Source organism: Allobosea sp. 05T422_2, assembly GCF_056396265.1.
On the sequence record NZ_JBFTLD010000057.1, the window covers coordinates 1 to 22,784 of the forward strand.

Genomic DNA, 22,784 nt, shown 5'->3' on the forward strand with positions numbered 1-22,784 from the left:
CTTCGCCAGAGCCCTCAGGCTCTCTTGACTATGCTGTATCGCTCGACGAACCGCCTCTGTCGTCGTGGCGCTCCCATGGTGAACCTGGCCCATAGCGCCTCCTTCCACTCACGCGAAAAGACTGCACCATCAAAGCCCGGGATCAAACATCTAGGGACAGGAATGTGGCGGCAACGACGTTTCGCATCTTCGGATCTCCCGTTGGGCGGGAGCCGTGCCCCCGCGCGATTGTCAGGAGCTCAGGGGAAGCCGCAACGACCTGCGGCCTCCCCCTGCTCCTCGCCAATACGTCGAACGGGGCAGCGCACGATCGACACGATCGCGCAAAAAAGTTCAGCCGCGCGGCAGCGCCTCCAGGAAGCGCGCCGGCTCGCCCTGCGCAGGCGTCACCACTTCGCGCTCCCACATCACCTTCCGGCCGCGGACATAGGTGCCGACGGGCCAGCCGGTCACGGTGACGCCGTCATAGGGCGTCCAGCCGCAGCGCGAGGCGATCCAGTCATTGGTGATGGTCTCGCGGCGCTTCAGGTCGACAATGGTCAGGTCGGCATCATAGCCCGCCGCGATCCGCCCCTTGCCCTCGAGCCCGAAGATCCGTTGCGGGCCATGGCTGGTCAGATCGACGAACCGTTCCAGTGAAAGCCGCCCGGCATTGACATGGTCGAGCATGATCGGGACCAGCGTCTGCACGCCCGGCATGCCGGAATGGCTCGCAGGATACGCATGATGCTTCTCCTCATGCGTATGCGGCGCATGGTCGGAGCCGAGCACGTCGACGATGCCCTGCTCCAGCCCCCACCAGATCGTCCGGCGATGGCTGTCGTCGCGGATCGGCGGATTCATCTGGGCATAGGTGCCAAGCCGCTCGTAGCAGTCCGGCGCGACCAGCGTCAGATGGTTCGGCAGCACCTCGACGGTCGCGACGTCCTTGTGATCCCTGAGGAAGATCATCTCCTCGCCGGTCGAGATGTGCAGGATGTGAACGCGCGCGCCGGTCTCGCGTGCAATCCGCACCAGTCGCCTGGTGCAGGTCAGGGCGACTTCGGGCGAGCGCCAGACCGGATGGCTCGACGGATCCCCCTCGACGCGCAGGCCCATGCGCTCGCGCAACATCATCTCGTCTTCGGAATGGAAGGCGGCGCGGCGGCGCGTGCGCTTCAGGATCTCACTGACGCCCTTGTCGTCCTCGACCAGCAGCGAGCCGGTGGAGGAACCCATGAAGACCTTGATGCCCGCCGCACCCGGCAGGCGCTCCAGCTCCGGCACATCGGCAATGTTCTCATGCGTGCCACCAACCCAGAAGGCGAAATCGCAATGCATCCGGTGCCGACCGCGCCTGACCTTGTCGGCCAGCGACGCCTCGTCGGTGGTCTGAGGGATCGTGTTCGGCATCTCGAAGACGGTCGTGACGCCGCCGAGCACCGCGGCGCGCGAGCCGGTCTCCAGATCCTCCTTGTGGTCGAGCCCCGGCTCGCGGAAATGCACCTGGCTGTCGATGACGCCCGGCAGAATATGCAGGCCGCGGCAATCGACCGTCTCACCTGCGGAAGCCTGCGACAGATCGCCGAGCGCCAAAATCTTGCCGCCGGTAATCCCGAGATCCCGCTGGACACGGCCATCGTGATTCACGACGGTGCCGCCCTTCAGAATGACATCATAGCTCTGCGGCATCGGAGGCGTCCTGCTGGTTGAGGATGAGGCTGAAGCGGCCTACCTATCGAACGGACCCGCGTCCAGCCCTTGGCAGCGATCAGAAACGAGCTTCACCATGCCTGCAACCCGATTGGTCGATCGCGGCGTCATTCGCGTCAGTGGCGAGGACGCGCGCGACTTCCTGCAGAACATCGTCACCAACGAGATGGACGTGGTGACGCCGGACCATGCCGGCTATGGCGCGCTCCTGACACCGCAAGGCAAGATCATCAGCGATTTTCTCGTGGTCGCGGTGCCGGAGGAGGAACGCGGAGGTTTTCTCCTCGACGTGCCGCTCCTGCAGGTTCCCGATCTGATGAAGCGGCTGAAGCTCTACAAGTTGCGCGCCAAGGTCGCGCTMGACGATCTCACCGAGGTGGCCACCGTGGTCGCATCGAGCGGCGGTTTCTCGCTCCCCGACGATGCCGGCCTCGTCTATGCCGACCCGCGCCTGCCGGCGCTCGGCGAGCGCGCGATCACTGACCGCAACGACGTCGGCTCGCTCGCCAGCGCCGAACCCGATGCCTACCACGCCAGGCGCATCGCGCTCGGCATTCCCGATGGCGGCAGGGATTTCGTCTATGGCGACACCTTTCCGCATGAGGCGCTGCTCGACCAGCTTGGCGGCGTCTCCTTCAAGAAGGGCTGCTATATCGGCCAGGAGGTGGTGTCGCGCATGCAGCATCGCGGCACCGCCCGGACCCGCATCGTGCCGGTGGTCTTTACCGAGGGACTGGTTCCCGAGATGGGCGTCGAGGCGACCGCCGGCAGCAAGGTGCTCGGCCGCATCGGTTCCTGCGCCAAGGGGCGCGGGCTCGCCATGCTGCGGCTCGACCGTGTCGCCGACGCCATGGCCGCGGGCGAAAGACTCGAAGGCGGCGGCGTGGCCTTTACCCTGGCGAAGCCGGACTTTATCCGCTTCCCCTTCCCCGGCGAGCCCGGTTTTGGAGCAGCAGCATGAGCGGACGCGCAGCAGTCGAAGGCCCGGACGGCAAGTTCCGTTGCATCTGGCCGGGGACCGATCCGCTCTATCTCGCCTATCACGACACCGAATGGGGCGTGCCGGAATATGATTCGCGCGCCTTGTTCGAGAAGCTGATCMTCGACGGCTTTCAGGCTGGCCTCGCCTGGATCACCATTCTGCGCAAGCGCGACAGTTTTCGCTCCGCCTTCGCCGGTTTCGAGCCGGAGGCGATTGCTCGCTTCACCGAGACCGATGTCCAGCGGCTGCTCGGCGATGCCGGCATCGTCCGCCATCGCGGCAAGATCGAGGGCACGATCAAGAGCGCTCGCGCCTATCTCGAGATCAGCGAACGGCGCGAGTTCTCGGATTTCCTCTGGCGCCATCTCGACGGCCGCGTCCTCCAGAACGCTTTTCGGACTCATGAGGAGGTGCCGGCCGAGACGGCGGTCTCCAAGGCGATCTCCAAGGAGCTGAAGGCCGCCGGCTTCACCTTCTGCGGCCCGACCATCGTCTACGCCTTCATGCAGGCCTGCGGACTGGTCAACGACCATCTGACCGGCTGTTTCCGCTACGAGGAATGCGCCGTGCTCGCCCGCGACATCCGCGTTCCGGCCTGAGCATGGCCAAGGCGCCGCTTCCACCCCGCGCCTGGCAGCGCATGCTGTCGGGCCGGAGGCTCGATCTGCTCGACCCCTCCCCGCTCGATATAGAGATCGAGGATATCGCGCATGGTCTGGCTCGCGTCGCGCGCTGGAACGGCCAGACGCGTGGGGAGCATTCCTTCTCGGTGGCGCAGCACTGCCTGCTGGTCGAGGCGATCGCGAGCCACCTCAATCCGGACTGGTCAAAGCCCTGGCGGCTGATGGCGCTGCTGCACGACGCTCCGGAATATGTCATCGGCGACATGATCTCGCCCTTCAAGGTGGTGATGGGCGACGCCTATAAGAGCGTCGAGCTCCGCCTGCTTGCCGCGATCCATCTGCGCTTCGGTCTGCCGGCGGCGACGCCCGCCATGCTGGCGCGGAAGACCAAGGACGCCGACAAGATCTCGGCTTTCCTCGAGGCGACCGAACTCGCCGATTTCGACCGCGAGGAAGCTCTGATCTTCTTTGGCCGGCCGAAGCCGCTGCCGCGCGAGGTCACGGACTGGCTGAGGCCACTGTCGACCGAACTCGCGCAAGCGCGCTTCCTGGAGCGCTTTCAGGCCCTCGTTTAGCGATCTCGGCTCAATCCGCCCCGGCGACCGGGCGCATCATGAAACGCGCATCGCTGCCATAGCTCGCAAGCTTGGCCTCGAGCCGCGGGTCGACGACGACCGAAAAACCCTGCTTGCCCCAGAAGCCGACAGAGGCATTGACCGCGACGAGCGACAGGCTCGGCAGCCCGAACTTTTGAGCGAGCCTGAGTGCATCCGCGACCGCCAGGACAGCGGCGCCGGTGCCTCGCGCCTGCGGCAGCAGCGCGAGATCATGGATGTAGAAGGTCCCGGGAGCGGGCGGCAGCGCGCCGAGCGGCGCGTTCAGGGCTGGGGGCTCGAGCTCGCGCCAGGGATGGCTGAGCAGATAGGCGGCGATCCCGCTCCCCATGTCCAGGACCCGGCAGCCATCGCCAAACAGCTTCAGCCGCTCGGCGAAAATGGCGGCCTCCTCCGGAAAATCCGGATGAACCTCGGCCGCCACTGCGACGACAGCGTCGAGATCGGACACGGTCATGGTCCGCCAGTGAGATCCTGCTACCTTGGTCATCGTCGATCCGTCCTGCCTTTCCGCGCTCCGATATTGCACGCAAGCGGACAGAGGGTGAATGCCGATTTATTCTATTTTGGCAAAAGTCATCAAGCATTCCCGCGGCTACAGGAGAAAGCGATTTCCTCCGATACTGCGCCTCACCTCATCCCTGCCGAATGCGAAGGAGACCGCCATGTCGGACACCAAGACCCTGCCGAAGGGTGTCGTCATCAAGGGCGCAATGGGTCCGCGCTTCGACGAGATCCTGAGCCATGATGCGCTCGCCTTCGTTGCCGACTTGCAGCGCCGCTTCAACGAGACGCGCAAGCGCCTGCTCGCCTTGCGCAAGAAGCGCCAGAAGCGCTTCGATACCGGCGAGACGCCCGATTTCCTGACCGAGACCAGGCATATCCGCGAAGGCGACTGGAAGGTGGCGCCGATTCCCGCCGATCTGCAGGATCGTCGTGTCGAGATCACCGGTCCTGTCGACCGCAAGATGATCATCAACGCGCTGAACTCCGGCGCCAAGGTGTTCATGGCCGATTTCGAGGATGCCTCCTCTCCGGTCTGGGCCAATATGGTCGAAGGCCAGATCAATCTCAGGGATCGCTGGGCCGGCCGGATCGACTTCACCGAGCCGACCACCGGCAAGGCCTACAAGCTCAAGGACAAGCCAGCCGTTCTGATCATCCGCCCGCGCGGCTGGCATCTGCCGGAACGCCATATCGAGATCGACGGTGAAATCGCCTCGGGCTCGCTGGTCGATTTCGGCCTCTATGTCTTCCACAATGCCAAGGCGGCGCTGGCTGCGGGCTCCGGCCCCTATTTCTATCTGCCGAAGCTCGAGAGCCATCTCGAGGCCAGGCTCTGGAACGATGTCTTTGTCGCCGCTCAGAACGCGCTTGGCCTCAAGACCGGCACGATCAAGGCCACCATCCTGATCGAGACCCTGCCCGCGGCCTTCGAAATGGACGAGATCCTCTATGAGCTGAAGGATCACATGGCCGGGCTGAACTGCGGCCGCTGGGACTACATCTTCTCCTTCATCAAGAAGCTCGCCCGCAACCCGGCCTTCGTCCTGCCCGATCGCTCGCAGGTGGTGATGACCAAGGCCTTCCTGCGGGCCTATTCGCTGCTGCTGATCAAGACCTGTCACCGCCGCGGCGCCTTCGCCATGGGCGGCATGGCGGCGCAGATCCCGGTCAAGAACGATCCGGCCGCCAACGAGGCCGCCTTCGCCAAGGTCCGGGCCGACAAGGAGCGTGAGGCCGGCGACGGCCATGACGGCACCTGGGTTGCCCATCCCGATCTCGTGCCGGTGGCGATGGAGGTCTTCAACCGGCTGATGCCGCAGCAGAACCAGCTCGACAAGAAGCGCGAGGACGTCTCCGTCGGCCGCGAGCAACTGCTCGAGGTCCATGAGGGCACGCGCACCGAGGCCGGCTTCCGCGAGAACATCCGCATCGGCGTGCAATATCTCGAAGCATGGCTGCGCGGCCGCGGCGCGGTGCCGATCTACAACATGATGGAGGATGCCGCGACGGCCGAGATCAGCCGTGCCCAGATCTGGCAGTTCATCCAGTACGGCGTCACCGTTGACGGAGGCACCATCGTCACCGCGGATCTCTTCAAGCGCTGCCTCACCGAGGAGATGGAGCGCGTGAAGGGCGAGGTCGGGCCTGAAAACTACGCAAAGGGCCGTTTCCCGGAGGCGATCGAGCTGTTCTCGACCCTCTCGCTCGCGCCTGAATTCGAGGAATTCCTTACCGTCCCGGCGTACGACAAGCTCGGTTGAGTCCAACGACCGGCGCCGCCTGGGCGGCGCCGGTCGTTGCCTATGCCCCGGCGATGCGGATCAAGCGATATGATCGCTCCGTCGCAAGGCGACGTTGATTTCGCGCAGGAACTGGACAAGCGAAGCGCCGAAGAGCCCAACAGCCACGATGAAGAGCACGGCCACACCCCGTTCATGGGCCGACCCGACGAACGCAAACATGAACGCGAGCATCATCAGCAGGATCGTCGAAACACCGCTCGAGATGGCAAGACGCATCGCGCTGTTGATCAGATGGGCTCGCCGCTCGAGGCGGGGGAGATCAGCCTTGAGTTCGTGAACGACAGGCCCCTCGCCCTGCAGGCTGCTCAACATGCGCGACCGGTCGAGAATTCGCTCCAGGCGACTGATCAGGACCGATATCAGGCCGACGACCGCGCCGAGCAGGAATGCTGGTGCGGCAGCCTGGCTGATGACCAATGAAAGCTGGTTCACGGACGGAAGCTCAGGAATCATGGTTTCTTCGCCTCGTCGCGAACGCCGTCGGCCGCCGAGCGAATTGACCAACCGGGTGCGATAGACAGCCCCCAATCCCATCCCGGGCCCAAGCGATCATGCGTGGTTAGAGCGTGGATTCATGAAACTCGCGGCCGACGCGCCTGTCTACGGCTATCCGCTGGTGACAATGGAAATGCCCCGACGGATCCTCATTCATGTCGCGGCACCAACCTCAGCCCGAGCGCAGCCGGATTCCATCCTCAAGCAGCGGGAGTGCCCGAGCGGCTCGCGATGGCAAGGGCCATGACGATCATTGCTCCAGCCAGGCCAAAGGTGACGTGCAATCCGGTCGCGACCATGTCCGGAGATGCGACCGCGCTGCCGTCCGTCCCCGCGGCGAGAGCGAACACCGCACCCATCACCGAAGCACCGGTGATCAGGCCGAGATTGCGGGCGAGGCCGAGCATCCCGGAGACAAGCCCGCGCCCTTCCGGACCAGCCTCTCGCATCACGGCCGTGTTGTTGGCGGCCTGGAACAGCGCATAGCCTGGGGTGAGAACGATCAGGGGAACGGCATAGCCCGCAATCCCGATCTGCAGCGGCATGAGCGCGAAGAGAAGCGATCCGACGGCCATGGCGGCCAAGCCCACCAAGCTCATGCGTTGCGCGCCGAACCGATCGACCAAGCGGCCAGCCGGTACGCCCGAGAGCGCCGCGACAACCGGCCCGATCGCCATGACCAGGCCAGCGCCCGATGCATCGAGGCCGAGCGCCATGGTGAGATGGAAGGGGCCAACGACCAGTGTTGTCATCATCACCGCCGCGACCAGCGCGGTTGTGGCGAGGCCTTTCCGCAGCCCGGGCTCGCGCAGCATCGAGAGCCGGATCAGGGGCTCCGCGACCCGCGCTTGTACCAATACGAACAGGAGCGCGGCGACTGCTGCGGCTAGCAGGAGCCCGCCATTGAGCAAGCCGAATGCACCGCGGTTCCAGGTCATGGCGAGCGCATAGGCGACCAGCGCAGCGGCCAGCAGCAGCGTGCCGAGCATATCGAAGCGCGGCTTGTCTCCCCTCTTCTCGAGGCGATCGACCGGAAGGCTCCGCAAGGCGATCATGAAGGCAACGACGCCGAACGGGACAGTGACAAGGAATATCGCCCGCCATCCGAAGCCGTCGATGACAGCACCACCGAGCGAGGGGCCGAGTGCCGTGCCGACCGCCGACATGGTGCCGAGCAACCCCATGGCACTGCCGGTCCGGTCCCTCGGCAGGGCATCGCCGACAAGGGCCAGGCTCAGCGTCATCATGACTGCGGCGCCCGCCCCCTGCACCGCCCGCGCGGCGATCAAGCCGGCGAGGCCGGAAGCAAGGCCGCACCCCGCCGAGCCCGCTGTGAAGAGGGCTATGCCGGCCAGCAGAAGCGAGCGGCGTCCGACGAGATCGCCAAGTCGTCCGACCCCGACGCTCAACGTGGTGATGACAAGCAAATAGGCGAGGACCACCCACTGCACCTGCTGGAAGGAGGCTGCGAAGGCCTGCACCAGCGCCGGCAGGCCGACATTGGCAATGCTGGTGCCAAGCGAGGACAGCAACATGCAGAGGGATAGGCCGGCGAGAGCCAAACGAGGCGCGCCACGCTGGGCCGTCGGGGCTTCGGTGGGGAACGGCGGGTCAAGCATAGCCTTCATCATCGTGGGGGGCTCCGAAGCACTGTTCGAAGCAGGTAGCCACATATGACACCTGGCGGAAGACGCAGCATTTGCACTGATTCAGTGCATTTGACGCCATGTCATGCTGGCGAGCCGTGCTAGTCTTGCCAGCATGACGAGAGCCGACCTCAACTTGCTCATCACCCTCGATGTCCTTCTCACCGAAGGCAGCGTGGCCCGCGCTGCCCGGCGCCTGCGGCTAAGCCCGTCCGCGATGAGCCGAGCCCTGGCGCGGCTGCGCGAGACGATCGGCGACCCGCTGTTGGTAAGGGCGGGGCGCGGCCTTGTACCAACGCCGCGTGCACTGGAATTGCGGGAGCGCGTCGGTCCGCTCGTTCAGGAAGCGGAGGCGATCCTGCGGCCGGCCGAGGCGCTCGATCTGCAACGGCTTCTCCGGACCTTCTCGGTTCGGGCGAGCGACGGCTTCGTCGAGGCCTTTGGGCCTGAACTCATCGCGCACATCCAGGCGGAAGCGCCCGGCATACGGCTCCGCTTCGTCCAGAAGCTGGACAAGGATAGTACGCTGCTTCGAGAAGGCAGTGTCGATCTCGAAACCGGTGTCATCGGGGCGGCGCAGAGTCCGGAAATCAGGACGCGGGCGCTGTTCGCGGATCACTTCGTCGGGGTCGTGCGGCGGGGACATCCATTGGCCACAGGCGAGATCACCGCCGATCGCTTTGCTGCTGGCCGGCAGATCCTCGTCTCGCGGCGCGGTCTCGACAAGGGACCGATCGACGACGCGCTGGAGGCGATCGGACTGCGGCGAGACATCGCCACGATCGTCACCGGCTTCTCGCCTGCGCTCTCGCTCGCGCGTGGATCCGATCTCGTCGCCATTGTGCCCGAACGACACACTCGGACCCTGCGCGACGGCATGGTCACCTTTCCGCTGCCGGTTTCTGTGCCTGAGATCTCCGTGTCCCTGCTCTGGCATCCCAGGCTGGATGCCGATCCTGCGCACCGCTGGCTGCGCGAATGCGTCCGCCGGGTCTGCGGGATGCAGAATTCGCCCGATGATATGGGTGGGGTGCCGGCTGAAACAGGGAACAACCGAGGGCGCCGCCCGCAGGCTGATCTCCTGCCCGATTACTGACGTCCCGATGGCAGCAGCAGCCGCCCTGTCACAATCCGGCTGAGACACCGGGCCCCCGCGGCGACAGGTTCAGCGCGCCATCATTGCCCCGCAGAGCCTGGTCGCAAAGCGGTTGAAGCAGTGCGCATATGGCATCTGGTTCGCGCCCGCCGGACCGCAGCATGTGGAACACGGCAAAGCTGGTCAGCGCGAAGAGCAGGTCGACGGCATCGCGCTGCAGTTGCTCGTCGCGCCCACCCTGGCGGCGCACGAGCGCGGCCAGCGCCAGCCGACGGCGCTCATTGCGTTCTGCCAGGCTCTCCGTCAGTTCGGTGTCGCCGGCCGCTGTCGCGAACAGCCCAACCAGTCCGTCATCGGAACTCCAGAAGCCGCAGAACACCGTGACCAGCGCCGCCAAGGCCTCCTTCGGGTCAGAAATGGCCATTGCGTCTGCAAGATCAGCGATCCCGCCGGCAGCCGCCAGGGCGTCGAAGGTCGCCTCCAGCAGCCCACGTCGCGAGCCGAACTGATTGTAGACGGTCAGTCGAGTCACGCCCGCCGCGGCCGCCACGGCCTCTAGCGAGAGCGTCCTTCCAGCCGGCTCCCGAAGCAATGCCGCTGCCGCAGCGAGGAGCCGGCCGCGCGTTTCTGCGGTTTTGGCCTCTCGTTTGGCACTCGAATAGGGCCTTGACGTTCTCTCGTGACTCATGACTATACGGATTGTATATCCAATTTTGCCCATTCAAACGGGCGCTGTTTCGGAGCCTAGCCTATGGAACCCTTCCTGATCAGTATCATCGCCATGCACGTTCTCTCCTCGGTGTTCTGGGCCGGCACGACATTCGTGCTGGCCCGTACTGGTGCAAACGACGTCGCCCGCCTCTTCCGCCCGCAGTTCGGTGCCGCCGTCGTCGCGATGATCTCTGGCGCGCTCCTGTGGAGTTTCATCCATGCCGGGAACGTCGGAAACGCAGAAATGCTCCTTGCGCTCGGCGCCGGCACCTCGGTGGCGGCGTTGGTGATCCAGGCGCTCGGGGTGCTGCGCGGCTTGCGCAGGACCGGCCAAGCTGCGCCCTGGCTGGGTCTCCTCTACCGGATCTCAGCCGGGCTGCTGCTCGTAACCGTGATCTGCATGACGGTCGCACGCTATGTCTGAGCAACCGTCGACCGTGTCACACATCCCGACTTTCCCCGACCTCGCCGGCAAAACGGCGCTGGTCACTGGCGGCTCCGGCGGGATCGGCGCCGAAACCGCGCGTTGGCTGGCGCATAACGGGGTTTCCGTAACGGTTGCCGGCCGCGACCAACCCCGGCTCGACACGGTGCTGCGCTCCCTGGAGGCGATCTCCGACGGGCATGCCGCCGTCCGGATCGACTGCACCCGGCACGACGAGTTGGAGACCGCGCGTGCCGCGTTCGTTGCACGGCGCGGCAAGCTCGACATTCTCGCCGCCTTCGCCGGAGGTGGGACCAGCAGGCCCGTTGCGCTGGAGGATGTGACTGAGGCGGACTGGCACTCCAGCCTTGATCACAATCTGACCGCCACGTTCTTGACGCTCAAAACCTTCCTGCCAAGCCTCAAGCAGGGCCGCGGCGGCGCCGTCATCACCATGGCCTCGACAGCCGGCCGCGCGCCTTCGCAGGCGCCGCTCGGCTATGGGGTCGCCAAGGCCGGCGTCATCATGCTCACACAGCAAGCCGCACACGACCTCGGGCCATCCAGCGTGCGCGTGAACTGCATTTCACCATCGGCCGTATTGACCGACCGGACCGCAACACACATGCCTCCCGCCGTCAGGGCGCAGGTGGTCCTCGCTCATCCGGTCCGGCGGCTCGGCTCGTCGGCAGACGTGGCGGCGGCCACGCTGTTCCTCGCTTCGGAGAGTTCGGGCTGGTTGACCGGCGCAACCCTCGACATCGCCGGCGGACGGCTGATGCACTGATCACCGGCGCCAAAGCCGGCGAACCAGGCCAGTTGGGCTGGCAAGCGATCGCCTCGCCCCCCTGCCCCGCCCAAGAAGGCCCTTGGACAAGGACTCGCATTGAGCCCGTTGGGGCGCTTCGGTCGCCTGTATGCGTCTCAGCTGTCCCTGTCGGGCGCGAACATGGTGCCTTGCTGGAGACAGTCGCAGAGATCGCGATAGACCGCGGCCAATCGCTCACGTGACGGGCGGCTGGCACCCACTGCATCCTCGATCCGGCGGGCAAGGCTGCCATGCTTCAGGATGGTTGCCCAGATTGGTGTCCAGCGCGCTGGATCAATGCCCGAGCTGTCATCCATGTTCTCCAGAATGTGCCGCCAGAGATCGCCGGCGCGACAGGACTGACCGGAATAGTCGAACAGCCTGAGATAGGCCCCATCATCGATCATGGCGTCCTCGGCGGATATCACGCAGCTGTCGAATATCCGGGCCAGCTCCTCGGTGGCCATGTCGCCGCTGAGGCGCTGGAGATCGCCGTAGAGGCGATGAACTGCTCCAACGACAGCGGCGGCAACTGCGAGATCGGCTTCGGGGCACTCCTGGGTATCGATGACCCGAATTTCGATTGTGTTTCGGTCGAAGCGGGGGATGCAGCCCCTGGCATTGAGCCAGGGGTGCCTGAGGATTCCGCCGGGATCTGCAGACGCCATGACGGCAGAGATCGGCTCGAGAATCGTGTCTTCGTACGCGCGTTGACTGGAGACGGTGTCGGGAATGATCAGGCCGTTGATCAGGGGATAGGCCTTCGCATTGGCTCCGTAGGCCCTCATGCGGAAATCGCGGTAGGGGGTGCGCTGGCCGTCGGCAATGGGCGAGCTTGCAGCCAATGCTGGAATGATCGGCAGGACGCGACGGATCGCTTCGTGGAGCCGCGCAAATTGATCGTCGTCGGCAAAGGGGAGATTGAGATGGACGCTCTGCAGATTGGTCCACCCATGCGATCTGGTTTCGAAGATGCGCTGATAGGTGCGGTAGATTCCGTGGGGATCAATCGGCCACGGCTGAGCATCATATCGGGGATCCAGCCACGGATGCATTGCCGTCGGCATCAGGCGCGCTCCGTGGCCCAGAAGGGTCTTGTTCAATGCGATGACCTCGCGTTGCAGGGGCTGGGCGAGGTCTTCCAATCTGGCCGCCGGAGCGAGATTCTTCGCTTCCAGGACATGAAGCACGAACTCGTTGGACCAGCCGATCAAGCCTCGCTCCATAGCTACGGCGCCCGTGCCGGCGGCATGCGCCAGGACGATATCTGCAATGGAGCGGCATTCCAGATCGGCGGTTCCGACGATCGCGTATTCAATCTCGATTCCGAACCCTTCGAACGCATTGAGCGGCCTCATCCCAGGGACGCCGAAGAGCGAGGCGTCATCTGACATGTGCGCGGGGCTTGAACGGGATCGAGTGTGGCAGACAGCATGGGAKGGCCTTCCTGGGAGCGACTCCCGGAGACCCTAGGCTGGCAATCACCAGCAATTGCTTTCGCTGAAGCAGAAAGAGGCGCGCAGGACAGGACCAGGCAGTGGCATTCCGTCCACGGGAGATCAAAGGACGAGCCGGGATTTCGAGAACGGCTGCTGCCGCTCGCACGAAGGAACTGGCGAACGCGATCGCAACAACGAGACGCCGGCGCCCCTGCGGTCCTTGAAGGCCAGCTCTCCAGACGATGAACCCAGCGCAGGCGAGCCGCTCGCTCAAAGTCTATGAGAGTAGACGCTGAGTCCACCATTGCCAATCTACAGGTCGGGCGTCCACATCCGCATATCCAGCGCATCGACGTTGGAGAAACGACATGAACCCGATATCTGAACCGATCCTCACCTCCGGCTTTCCGCTCGGCAGTTCCGCAGGGCTGGTGACCGCCTTCGAATGGCTCGGCCAGCCCTATCGCCTCACCAGGGTGGATATGCTGGGAGAAATGCGCACCGACGCCTACAAGCGCCTGAACGGCCGCGTGGAGACGCCCGTGCTGATCACCGGCGAAGGCCGTGTCCTCACCGAGACGATGGCGATCGCCCTGTGGCTGGAGGCGCGCGACCTTGACCGCCGCATCAGCTTCGAACCCGGCACGCCGGAGGCCGACCGGCTGCATCAATACGTCGCCTTCCTCAATACCGGCTTCACCGGTGCGTTCGTCCCGATGTGGGTGGCGCTGGAAGCGGAAGGTGTAACGGAGGAGTATCGCGAAACGCTGCGCAAGTTCGGCCGCAGCTTTGTCGCCGAGCGCCATGAACAACTCGAGGCGATGATCGGCGACAGCGACTACCTGCTCGGCGACAGACCGACGCTGGCCGATGCGGTGTTTGCCGGCGTTGCGCGCTGGGTGGACTTCCACAAGGCCGTCGACCCACGCGACTATCCCCGCATCCTGGCGCTGCGCAAGCGCATCGAAGCCGATCCCGCGTTTCGCTTCGCGGTAGCCATCGAGGACGGCAAACAGGCGGCAGGCAGTGGCGCGATGAAGGGTCTCGTTCCGCTCGCCGATGTCCTGCGCAACGCAGACGGCGTACTCGCGGCCTGAGACGCATGAGAACTGACTGCGCGCCATGGGTGGTGGCGCGCAATCCCCCTCTCCGCTCAGGGCGTGCGGGGGCTTTCGTTGAAGGCCCGGACTGCTGCAGCGGCGAGGTCGCCGACCGATCTGGAAGGATCTGACATCAAACGAGCCACGATCCCTCCAAGCCTCGCCTTCGCAGCTTCGGCCTCATCTCCGGCAAGATCTGGGTCGCTTCTTACAGTTTCCCATGCTCGGGCGTGGATGGCCTCTGCGATAAGCATCTCTTTTGAATTCAAGACGCCGGGAACAGGGAAATCGAGGGGCAGCATAGAAAGGGTCTCGGTGAACCCGCGCTAGATAGTCCTCGCATTCCGAACGGCAAGGGCTCCGCCCTCCGTCGCCGGGGCGGGGCTCGACTGGATTCCGGCTGTCTGCCGCGACGAGCGCGGTGAGAGTGCGAGAAGCACGTCAATCGCACACAAGGGCGAGCCTGRCCGGCCCCGAATGTGCATGATGCGGACTAATGCTTTGACAGCACCGGGCGCGACGCGCTCAATCCCGCGGCAACCGGAAACCCTGCCATGCCTCGCCTTGCCTTGACGTCGACTGCTCTCGCCACAGCGCTGCTGCTCGCGCTACCGGCGTCAGCCAAGACGCTGAAGCCCGTCCGCAATGTCGAAGCGACCGAGGATTTTGCTGGCAAGAAGCCCGACAAGGCAGCCAAGGATGTCAGCGGCCTGGCCTGCCTGCCGGCGAATGGCGAGGAGCGGCGCTGCCTCCTGGCGAATGACGAGAACCGCTCGGCCCAGTTCGCTATCCTGACCAAGGGGCGCATCAAGCCTGCCGGCGTGGTCGAGCTGATCGGGGACAGCCCCTCCCCGACCGCGCTCGGCGCGATCCCCGCGTCTCCTTGTCCGACGATCGGCGGTTATGGCGAGTTCGACGGCGAGGCGGTCGCCTACGCCGCGCCCTATTTCTACATCGCCGGTTCGCATGGCTGCTCGCGCAGCAGCAGCGAGTTTCGCCTCTCGTCGTTCCAGCTCGCGCGGGTCAAGGTCGATACGGCCGGCACCCCCATCGGCCAGGTTGAACTGACCTACCGCCTGAGTGATCTGTTGCGTCGTGCCGGCGAGGTTGCGCCCTTTTTCGGCAAGCCCCTGACGGATGGCAACGGCCTGAACATCGAAGGCATAGCGACCGCTCATGACAGGCTCTGGATCGGGCTGCGGGCGCCGTCGCAGAACGGTCGCGCCTTCCTGCTAGAAACAAATCCGGACGAGCTCTTCGCGCCCGGCAATGAACCCGCGCAGGGCACTCCGACTGTGATCGCTTTCCCGGCTGGCCCGAATCGCGGCGTGCGCGACCTTGCTGCACTGCGGGACGGACGCCTGCTGGTCCTGGTCGGCCCTGCGCAGGAACAGGACGTTCCCTATGGCCTGCTGCTGCTTGACCCTGCCGCGCCCCAGTCACCGAGGGATCTCGGCACACTTGCACCGCCCAAGGATGCCAAGGCGGAGGTCGTGACCATTCTCGAGGAAAGGCCTGGTCGCCTGCGCTTCCTGATCGGTTATGACGGCATCAAGAATGGTCGATTCCAGGAATACGAGCTGCAACTGCCATGACTATTTCCTTCCGGTCTCGCCTTGAGGGCGTAGTGACGCGCTATCGCGCCGAGGTCGCCTCGCGGCGTGAGCATCTGTCGCTGTTGCGCTGGCAGATTGCCGCAGGCCATGCGCTCGACGAGCGCGACACCTTTCCGGGCCATGTCACGACCAGTGCGATCGTCCTGTCGCCGGACCACGCCCAGGTACTGCTGATCGACCATGTCGTCATCGGTCGCTGGCTGCAGCCTGGCGGCCATTACGAAGAGGCCGAAGCATTCAACCTTTCCGCTGCGCGCGAGGCCATCGAAGAGACCGGAGTCAGCAGGCTTGCCCTGCATCCCTGGCATCGCGGCGACGATCTGCCCTTCGTCATCGACAGCCATGACGTCCCCGGAAAACCCTCGCGCGGAGAGCCGGACCATATCCATCACGATCTGCAATATCTCTTCGTCGCCGATCCCGCGGTGCCGCTCGTCGCGCAGCTCGAGGAAGTTCACGCCGCAGCCTGGAAGCCTGCCGCCGAACTCGCCGGCATTGCGCCGCTCGTTGCGGCCCGCCTCGCTTCGGTTGCGGTGCGATAGCAGTGTCGCTGCAAAGATGTAACTTTATTATATTTTGGGAAGCCGGCGCAGTCTCGCCATTCCCGACCAATTTCGCGAGGATTCTCCCCGCAACTCTGGCGGCCAGTTAACGCTCTTGCAAATCATTTGCATCTGATCGATCTTGGGGCATCGATACCCGAGGACTGACCGATGCTGCCGAAGATTGCCGCCGCTGCCCTTGCCCTGAGCGCTCTTTCCGCCAACGCCTTGGCAACCKACCTGCCTACCCGCAAGAGCGTGCCTGCCGCCCAGCCGACGCTCTCAGCCTGCGCCGAGAGCGAAGGCATCCCGACCGACGCTTTCGGCTTCACAACCGGTTCGGACGTGGCGGAGTTCGGTTCGTTCGGGCCGAGCCTGACCTATGGCGGCGCCTTCGGCGCGCGCAGTGGCCGGTCGAACGCCCACGGCGCGCAGCTCCAGGGCTCCTATGGGCTCTTCTCCTGCTTCGAGATCGGCCCCTATCTGCTCGGTGGCTACACCAATGCTTCGGCAAGGGGGGATCAGTGCTAATTCAAGCAATAATGGTGCCGGCGTCGAGATGAAATACCGCCTGCTCGGCCGTGACTTGCACGGCATCGGCCTGACGGTGGTGCTCGATCCGAGCGTCAACCGCACTGATCCCGACGGCGCCGGCCGCTTCACCACTTTCAATACCGGCATCCGTCTCTTCGCCKACACGGCGCTGGTGCCAAGCAAGCTCTATGCCGCGCTCAATCTCTCCCAGGACATGACCTGGACCGGCCCCGCCCCCTATGGGCGCTCCTCGACCTTTACGGCCTCAGGATCACTGGCCTGGCAGGTCGTCGACGGCCTCTATGTCAGCGGCGAGGTCCGCCATCTGCGGCGCTACAACGATCTCGGCTTCGGCAACGAAGCGGGCTACGCCACATTCGCCGGCCCCGGCATCTACTGGCAGGCGACGAAACAGCTCGCGCTCTCGGCCGCCTACAATATCCAGGTCGCCGGCAAGGCCAAGGGTGAACCCCGTAATCGGGACCTCACCAATTTCAGCCAGCATCCCGTCAAGGTGAAAGCCGCCTACAGCTTCTGATCAGCCTGCATTGGTCAGCGCAGCAGCGAGCGGCCGGTCATCTCGTCCGGCTGTTTTAGCCCCATCAATGCCAGCAGCGTCGGCGCGACATCAGCGAGCCTGCCATCGGCCAACGCCTTCGCATCGCCACCGATCAGCATCACGGGCACCGGAAACGTCGTGTGGGCGGTATGCGGCTTGCCGGTCACCGGATCGACCATCAGCTCGCTGTTGCCGTGATCGGCCGTGACGAGCAGGGCACCCCCCATCTGCTCGATTGCCTTGGCAATCCGGCCCAGGCCCGCATCGACGGTTTCGACCGCCTTGATCGCCGCCGAAAGCACTCCGGTATGCCCAACCATGTCGGGATTGGCAAAGTTCAGCACGACGAGATCATATCGCCCCGAAGTGATCGCCGCGACGGCGCGGTCCGTCAGCTCCGGCGCCGACATTTCGGGCTGCAGATCGTAGGTCGCGACCTTGGGAGACGGCACCATCACCCGGTCCTCGCCGGGATAGAGGCGCTCTTCGCCACCATTGAAGAAATAGGTCACATGCGGATATTTCTCGGTCTCTGCCATGCGGACCTGCATCCGCCCTGCCTTGGCGACGGTCTCTCCGAGACCGTTCGAGAGCGTCTGCGGCGGAAACAGCGCCGGCATGATCTTGTCGAGTTCGGCGCTGTAGGAGGTCATGCTGACCGCCCTGGAAAGCTTCGGCACGCGAGCCCGAGTAAAGCCCGTGAAATCCGGGTCGAGTACCGCGGCCAGAATCTCGCGAATCCGGTCCGAGCGAAAATTGAAGCTGAGCAACCCGTCGCCGTCCCGCATGCCGGCATATCCAGCGATCACGGTTGGAACGATGAACTCGTCATTGACGCCCTCCGCATAGGCGCCGGCGACCGCCTCCCCGGCCGTCGCGAAGGCCTTGCCCTCGCCCAGCACCATGGCGCGCCAGGCCTGCTCGACGCGCTCCCAGCGATTGTCGCGATCCATCGCGAAATAACGGCCCGACAGGCTGCCGATCACAGCCTCCTTCGGCAGGGCCGCGGCGAAATCGCGTACATACTCTGCCGCCGATTGCGGTGGGGTGTCTCGTCCATCCGTGAAGACATGGACGCAGACCGGGATACCCTGCCCGGTCAGAATCCGGGCCAGCGCCACGGCGTGATCCTGATGGGCGTGCACCCCCCCGGGCGAGACGAGGCCTAGCAGGTGGCAGGTGCCCCCTGTATCCCTGAGTTTCGCGACAAGCCCGGTCGCGTCCAGCGCCTGCGCGATCGACTTGTCCTGGATCGCCTGGTTGATCCGCGGCAGGTCCTGCAGGACGACGCGCCCGGCGCCGAGATTGAGATGGCCGACCTCGGAATTACCCATCTGGCCTTCCGGCAAGCCGACATCGAGCCCCGAAGTCTTCAGGAAAGCGCGCGGCGCACTGGCCCAATAGCGATCGAAATTCGGCGTGTTCGCCAGCTTCACCGCATTACTGGTTTCATCCTCGCGCCAGCCCCAGCCATCGAGGACCATCAGCATCACGGGGCGGTTCGACATGCGGCAACCTGTGGGCATCAAGGAAAAACTGCTTGTGCGGATATCACGCACCGCGCCGCCAACGCGAGTGCTAAGAAGAAGCACCGATCCCCGATCCCGCGGCAAGGGAACCGCCCATGGCGCTCAAAGCCCTCGTTTTCGACGCCTATGGCACCTTGTTCGACGTCCAATCCGTTGCCGGCGTCACTGACGAKGCGTTTCCCGGCCATGGCGAAACGATCACCCAGATCTGGCGGCTGAAGCAGCTCGAGTACACCTGGCTCAGGGCGCTGATGGGCCGCTATGAGGATTTCTGGACGGTCACGCGCGACTCGCTCGACTTCACGTTGGCGACACTCGGGCTGGTGGCGACGCCCGATCTGATCGCCAGAATTGCGGCAGCCTATGACGCGCTCGCGCTCTACCCGGAGGCAAAGCAGGCACTCGAGGAGCTTGCGGGCTTCCGCCTCGCCATTTTCTCGAATGGCAGCCCGGCCATGTTGAAGCGCCTCGTCGCCCAGGCCGGAATCGACAAGTTGCTGGAAACCGTGATCAGCGTCGACGAGATCGGCGTCTACAAGCCGGACCCCCGCGGCTATGAGCTGGTAGAGAAGCGACTGGGCCTTGCTCGCGAGGAGATCCTCTTCGTTTCCTCCAACGGTTTCGATATCGCCGGCGCCAAAGCCTACGGCTTCACCGTCGCGCGCATCGAGCGCATTCCCGCCTCGGCCTTGCGCGCCGAGCTGGCGGCCCCCGGCGGGATCGGCCCCACGGCACTGTTCAAGGCTCTGCGCATGCAACCGGAACGGCTCGGGGCGGGCGCCGACCTCACTATCGCCAGGCTGACGGATCTTGCAGCCTACGCGACGAAACAGCGGTAAGACCCGCTCGATCACCCTGCGCCAGGAGACCCAATCGATGATCAAGTTCTACTATCATCCGTCGCCGAACCCCGCGAAGATCGCGCTCTTCCTTGAGGAAGCCGGGCTGCCCTACGAGATGGTGCCGCTCGATACCCGGCGTGGCGACCAGTTCAAGCCCGAGTTCCTGGCGATCAATCCCAATGCCAAGACGCCAGCCCTGACTGATGGCGACGTCACGATCTTCGATAGCAACGCGATCCTGCTTTATCTCGCGGAGAAGACCGGCAAGTTCCTCCCCGAGAGCACACCGGCGGCACGAGGCCAGATGCTCTCCTGGTTGATGTTCGTCGCCACCGGCATCGGCCCCTATTGTGGACAGGCCGTGCATTTCACCCGTTTTGCGCCTGAGAAGATCCCCTACGCAATCAACCGCTACTCGCGCGAGGCCGAACGACATTGGGGCATCATCAACGACCAGCTCGGCAAGCATCGTTACATGCTGGGAGACAGCTACACGCTGATCGACATGTCGGTCTGGGGCTGGTCGACGCGCGCGGCCTTCGCGCTCGGTGAAGAGGCCTTCGGCAAGCTGACCAACGTCAAGCRCCATCTCGATGAGATTTCCGCTCGCCCCGCCGCTCAGCGCGCGGTGGCATTGAAGGATCAGTTCGCCTTCAAGACGGAATTCGACGAGGAAGCGCGCAAGTTCCTGTTCCCGCAGAACGCCCATCTCGTCGCGTGAGCCAAAGCCCGAGCGGGCCGGCTCACGCCGGTTCGCTCAGGCCGCGATCACGAAATCGAACCGGCCGAGACGCCCACCTTCGGCAGCGCGGATATCCATCAGCAGCGCGCGATCGAAGATACCGTCGCGCGCATTGCCGGGCTCGCTCGGGAAATAGAGCTGGGTCGTCAGGACCGGCCCCTGTCCCGCCCGAACCTTCACATGAAAATGTCGTGTCCGGCCGGGATAGAGGCCGGGCATGCGGGTGATGAACTGGTACCGGCCCTGCGCGTCGGTGAACTGGTGGCCTCGGAAGAGAAAGCCCGCATTGTCATAGTCGCCGCTCGCATTGGCATGCCAGAGATCGACCAGGGCTCCGCCGACCGGGCCGCATTGCGGCGTCAGCACGAAACCGGACAGCACCAGCATCTCGCCTGGCCCATCTCCGCGCAGATCCCGCTTGAGCGGGGAGGACGGCGTGAAATACGGCCCCTCGGTCTGGCGACTGGTAACCGCCGCCCTACCCTCACAGGCAGGCGTCATCGGAAGTTCCGCTCCTTGGGCCCGGGCAGGTTCGGGACGAGACAGCGCCGCGAGCCCGGCCGCAGCGAGCGCGGAAGCGACGAGATCACGGCGGTTGAACCCAATTTGCGGCATCGCGCACTCCCATCCCGGATCCCAGTTTGGTGCCCCTCCCCTTGGGGTGAAGACCGGAGCCGTGCCAAAATATGGACGCAGCGTTCCGGGAAAGCAGTGGCAGAATGGCCCGTTTCACGGCACTGTGACCGCCGATTCCGCGTGCTCCGGTCTGGGTCGCGACGCGGCGAAGGAAACCGTATGCCGACCGATATCGAAATTGYCCGCGCAACCGAACTCACGCCCATCGCCAGCATCGCCGAAAGGGTCGGGATTCCCGAAGAGGCCCTTCATCCCTACGGCAAGTACATCGCAAAGATCGATGGCGCCGCGATCCCGGATTTCGAGCAGCGTCCAAATGGAAAGCTGATCCTCGTCACGGCGATCAGCCCGACGCCCGCCGGCGAGGGCAAGACCACCACGACGGTTGGCCTCGGCGACGGCCTGTCTCGCCTCGGCAAGCGTACCATGATCGCGCTGCGCGAACCGTCGCTCGGTCCCTGCTTTGGCATGAAGGGCGGGGCCGCCGGCGGCGGCTATGCGCAGATCGTGCCGATGGAACAGATCAATCTGCATTTCACCGGCGACTTCCACGCCATCACCAGCGCCCACAACCTGCTCGCTGCGCTGGTCGACAATCATATCTATTGGGGCAATGCGCTCGACTTCGATGCCCGCAATGTCGCGCTGCGCCGCGTCATGGACATGAATGATCGCGCCTTGCGGCAGATCGTGTCGTCGCTGGGCGGCAATGGCAACGGCTATCCACGCGAGGACGGCTTCGACATCACTGTCGCCTCGGAAGTCATGGCGATCTTCTGCCTCGCTCGCGACCATGCCGATCTCGAGGACCGGCTCGGCCGCATCGTGGTCGGCCGCAGCCGCGACAAGCGCGCGATCACTGCCGCCGAGCTGAAGGCGACCGGCGCGATGAGCGTCCTCCTCAAGGATGCGCTCATGCCGAATCTCGTGCAGAGCCTGGAAGGAACGCCCGCCTTCGTCCATGGCGGCCCCTTCGCCAATATCGCCCATGGCTGCAACTCGGTGATCGCCACGCGCGCCGCACTGAAGCTCGCCGATTATGTCGTGACCGAAGCCGGCTTCGGAGCCGATCTCGGCGCGGAAAAGTTCTTCGACATCAAATGCCGCAAGGCCGGCCTCAAGCCGGCCGCGGCTGTCGTGGTCGCGACCGTCCGCGCGCTGAAGATGCATGGCGGCGCAGCCAAGGATGCGCTCGGCCAGGAGAACCTGAAGGCGCTCGAAGCCGGGCTCTCCAATCTGACGCGCCATGTCGTCAACATCCGGAAATTCGGCGTTCCGCCGATCGTCGCGATCAACAATTTCGACAGCGACACCCATGCCGAGCATGAGCTGATCCGCCATTATTGCCGCAACCATCTTGGCGTCGAAGCCGTGATCTGCCGGCACTGGGCCGAAGGCGGCGCGGGCGCAGAGGAGCTGGCGCGCAAGGTCGCCGCACTGGCCGACGATGACGAGGCGGATTTCGCGCCGCYCTATCCAGATGCCATGCCGTTGCGCGACAAGCTGCAGACCATTGCCGAAKAGATCTATGGCGCGGCTGGCATCTCCCACGACGCCAAGGTCGGCGCGCGCTTCGCGGAACTCGAAGCTGCCGGGCATGGACACCTTCCCGTCTGCGTGGCCAAGACCCAATACTCCTTCTCGGCCGATCCCACGTTGCGCGGCGCTCCCTCGGGCCACATCGTTCCGGTTCGTGAACTTCGCCTCTCGGCCGGGGCCGGCTTCGTCGTCGCGATCTGCGGGGACATCATGACCATGCCCGGTCTGCCCCGGGAGCCCGCCGCAGAACGCATCCATATCGATGCGGAAGGACAGATCGAAGGCCTCTTCTAAGCTTTTGCGGCT

23 protein-coding genes are annotated in these 22,784 nt (G+C 64.8%); 15 read left to right on the forward strand and 8 right to left on the reverse strand.

What is annotated here, in order from left to right; genetic code table 11:
- Positions 1-333 precede the first annotated feature (333 nt).
- Positions 334-1,671: a dihydroorotase gene (locus tag AC1DJT_RS12885; RefSeq protein ID WP_476776060.1), complete on the reverse strand. Its 1,338-nt coding sequence runs from the start codon at positions 1,669-1,671 to the stop codon at positions 334-336.
- A 97-nt stretch (positions 1,672-1,768) separates the two neighbouring features.
- On the opposite strand from AC1DJT_RS12885, the gene ygfZ reads away from it, so the two are divergent.
- From ygfZ to AC1DJT_RS12900, 3 genes are read left to right on the forward strand one after another with little or no spacing between them, the layout of a single operon-like run.
- Positions 1,769-2,653 (forward strand): CAF17-like 4Fe-4S cluster assembly/insertion protein YgfZ, encoded by an 885-nt coding sequence (gene ygfZ / locus AC1DJT_RS12890; RefSeq protein ID WP_476768920.1) that lies wholly within the window; start codon positions 1,769-1,771, stop codon positions 2,651-2,653.
- Positions 2,650-3,273, forward strand: coding sequence for a DNA-3-methyladenine glycosylase I (locus tag AC1DJT_RS12895; protein ID WP_476834183.1), 624 nt, complete (start codon positions 2,650-2,652; stop codon positions 3,271-3,273). The genes ygfZ and AC1DJT_RS12895 overlap by 4 nt, the downstream gene beginning before the upstream one ends.
- A gap of 2 nt (positions 3,274-3,275) precedes the next feature.
- Positions 3,276-3,872 carry a YfbR-like 5'-deoxynucleotidase gene (locus AC1DJT_RS12900; RefSeq protein ID WP_441488255.1) on the forward strand — a complete coding sequence of 199 codons (597 nt, stop codon included), beginning with the start codon at positions 3,276-3,278 and terminating at the stop codon, positions 3,870-3,872.
- 10 nt (positions 3,873-3,882) lie between these two features.
- Here the strand turns inward: AC1DJT_RS12900 and AC1DJT_RS12905 are convergent, their stop codons facing one another.
- Positions 3,883-4,401 (reverse strand): GNAT family N-acetyltransferase, encoded by a 519-nt coding sequence (locus tag AC1DJT_RS12905; RefSeq protein ID WP_441488254.1) that lies wholly within the window; start codon positions 4,399-4,401, stop codon positions 3,883-3,885.
- A gap of 175 nt (positions 4,402-4,576) precedes the next feature.
- Here AC1DJT_RS12905 and aceB point away from each other — a divergent pair, with 175 nt between their 5' ends.
- Complete coding sequence (gene aceB, locus AC1DJT_RS12910; protein ID WP_476768922.1) at positions 4,577-6,178, forward strand: malate synthase A; 1,602 nt, start codon at positions 4,577-4,579, stop codon at positions 6,176-6,178.
- A 60-nt stretch (positions 6,179-6,238) separates the two neighbouring features.
- Here the strand turns inward: aceB and AC1DJT_RS12915 are convergent, their stop codons facing one another.
- Together AC1DJT_RS12915 and AC1DJT_RS12920 are read right to left on the reverse strand one after the other, a co-directional pair.
- Entirely contained in the window at positions 6,239-6,754 is a 516-nt protein-coding gene (locus AC1DJT_RS12915; protein ID WP_476768923.1) for a DUF2721 domain-containing protein, read from the reverse strand.
- Positions 6,755-6,915: 161 nt separating this feature from the next.
- Positions 6,916-8,334, reverse strand: a complete 1,419-nt coding sequence (locus tag AC1DJT_RS12920; protein ID WP_476768942.1) for an MFS transporter — start codon at positions 8,332-8,334, stop codon at positions 6,916-6,918.
- Positions 8,335-8,476: 142 nt separating this feature from the next.
- On the opposite strand from AC1DJT_RS12920, the gene AC1DJT_RS12925 reads away from it, so the two are divergent.
- The gene (locus tag AC1DJT_RS12925) at positions 8,477-9,457 is read left to right on the forward strand and encodes a LysR family transcriptional regulator (protein WP_476768924.1); all 981 of its coding nucleotides are present in this window, start codon (positions 8,477-8,479) and stop codon (positions 9,455-9,457) included.
- A 28-nt stretch (positions 9,458-9,485) separates the two neighbouring features.
- Here the strand turns inward: AC1DJT_RS12925 and AC1DJT_RS12930 are convergent, their stop codons facing one another.
- On the reverse strand, positions 9,486-10,178 hold the full coding sequence (locus AC1DJT_RS12930; RefSeq protein ID WP_476834184.1) for a TetR/AcrR family transcriptional regulator: 693 nt from the start codon (positions 10,176-10,178) through the stop codon (positions 9,486-9,488).
- Positions 10,179-10,208: 30 nt separating this feature from the next.
- Here AC1DJT_RS12930 and AC1DJT_RS12935 point away from each other — a divergent pair, with 30 nt between their 5' ends.
- Together AC1DJT_RS12935 and AC1DJT_RS12940 are read left to right on the forward strand one after the other, a co-directional pair.
- Positions 10,209-10,592, forward strand: a complete 384-nt coding sequence (locus AC1DJT_RS12935) for a hypothetical protein (RefSeq protein WP_476768926.1) — start codon at positions 10,209-10,211, stop codon at positions 10,590-10,592.
- 13 nt (positions 10,593-10,605) lie between these two features.
- Positions 10,606-11,379: an SDR family NAD(P)-dependent oxidoreductase gene (locus tag AC1DJT_RS12940; RefSeq protein WP_476768927.1), complete on the forward strand. Its 774-nt coding sequence runs from the start codon at positions 10,606-10,608 to the stop codon at positions 11,377-11,379.
- Between the two features lie 137 nt (positions 11,380-11,516).
- On the opposite strand, the gene AC1DJT_RS12945 is transcribed toward AC1DJT_RS12940, so the two are convergent.
- Positions 11,517-12,794: a carboxylate-amine ligase gene (locus tag AC1DJT_RS12945; protein WP_476834185.1), complete on the reverse strand. Its 1,278-nt coding sequence runs from the start codon at positions 12,792-12,794 to the stop codon at positions 11,517-11,519.
- Between the two features lie 413 nt (positions 12,795-13,207).
- Here AC1DJT_RS12945 and AC1DJT_RS12950 point away from each other — a divergent pair, with 413 nt between their 5' ends.
- The 5 genes from AC1DJT_RS12950 to AC1DJT_RS12970 all read left to right on the forward strand — a co-directional run bounded on the left by AC1DJT_RS12950 (position 13,208) and on the right by AC1DJT_RS12970 (position 17,169).
- On the forward strand, positions 13,208-13,936 hold the full coding sequence (locus tag AC1DJT_RS12950; protein WP_441488246.1) for a glutathione S-transferase family protein: 729 nt from the start codon (positions 13,208-13,210) through the stop codon (positions 13,934-13,936).
- A gap of 557 nt (positions 13,937-14,493) precedes the next feature.
- Entirely contained in the window at positions 14,494-15,534 is a 1,041-nt protein-coding gene (locus tag AC1DJT_RS12955; protein ID WP_441488245.1) for a DUF3616 domain-containing protein, read from the forward strand.
- Positions 15,531-16,097 (forward strand): NUDIX hydrolase, encoded by a 567-nt coding sequence (locus AC1DJT_RS12960; RefSeq protein WP_476768929.1) that lies wholly within the window; start codon positions 15,531-15,533, stop codon positions 16,095-16,097. The genes AC1DJT_RS12955 and AC1DJT_RS12960 overlap by 4 nt, the downstream gene beginning before the upstream one ends.
- A 171-nt stretch (positions 16,098-16,268) precedes the next feature.
- Positions 16,269-16,628: a hypothetical protein gene (locus tag AC1DJT_RS12965; protein ID WP_476834186.1), complete on the forward strand. Its 360-nt coding sequence runs from the start codon at positions 16,269-16,271 to the stop codon at positions 16,626-16,628.
- 28 nt (positions 16,629-16,656) lie between these two features.
- On the forward strand, positions 16,657-17,169 hold the full coding sequence (locus tag AC1DJT_RS12970) for a hypothetical protein (protein ID WP_476834187.1): 513 nt from the start codon (positions 16,657-16,659) through the stop codon (positions 17,167-17,169).
- Between the two features lie 14 nt (positions 17,170-17,183).
- On the opposite strand, the gene gpmI is transcribed toward AC1DJT_RS12970, so the two are convergent.
- Complete coding sequence (gene gpmI, locus AC1DJT_RS12975) at positions 17,184-18,698, reverse strand: 2,3-bisphosphoglycerate-independent phosphoglycerate mutase (RefSeq protein WP_476768932.1); 1,515 nt, start codon at positions 18,696-18,698, stop codon at positions 17,184-17,186.
- Positions 18,699-18,814: 116 nt separating this feature from the next.
- Between gpmI and AC1DJT_RS12980 the strand changes: the two genes are divergently transcribed.
- Positions 18,815-19,558: a haloacid dehalogenase type II gene (locus AC1DJT_RS12980; protein WP_476834188.1), complete on the forward strand. Its 744-nt coding sequence runs from the start codon at positions 18,815-18,817 to the stop codon at positions 19,556-19,558.
- 37 nt (positions 19,559-19,595) lie between these two features.
- Positions 19,596-20,282: a glutathione S-transferase family protein gene (locus tag AC1DJT_RS12985; RefSeq protein ID WP_476834189.1), complete on the forward strand. Its 687-nt coding sequence runs from the start codon at positions 19,596-19,598 to the stop codon at positions 20,280-20,282.
- Between the two features lie 36 nt (positions 20,283-20,318).
- On the opposite strand, the gene AC1DJT_RS12990 is transcribed toward AC1DJT_RS12985, so the two are convergent.
- Positions 20,319-20,918 carry a dioxygenase family protein gene (locus tag AC1DJT_RS12990; RefSeq protein WP_476768935.1) on the reverse strand — a complete coding sequence of 200 codons (600 nt, stop codon included), beginning with the start codon at positions 20,916-20,918 and terminating at the stop codon, positions 20,319-20,321.
- A 180-nt stretch (positions 20,919-21,098) separates the two neighbouring features.
- Here AC1DJT_RS12990 and AC1DJT_RS12995 point away from each other — a divergent pair, with 180 nt between their 5' ends.
- Entirely contained in the window at positions 21,099-22,772 is a 1,674-nt protein-coding gene (locus AC1DJT_RS12995; RefSeq protein WP_476834190.1) for a formate--tetrahydrofolate ligase, read from the forward strand.
- Positions 22,773-22,784: the final 12 nt, after the last annotated feature.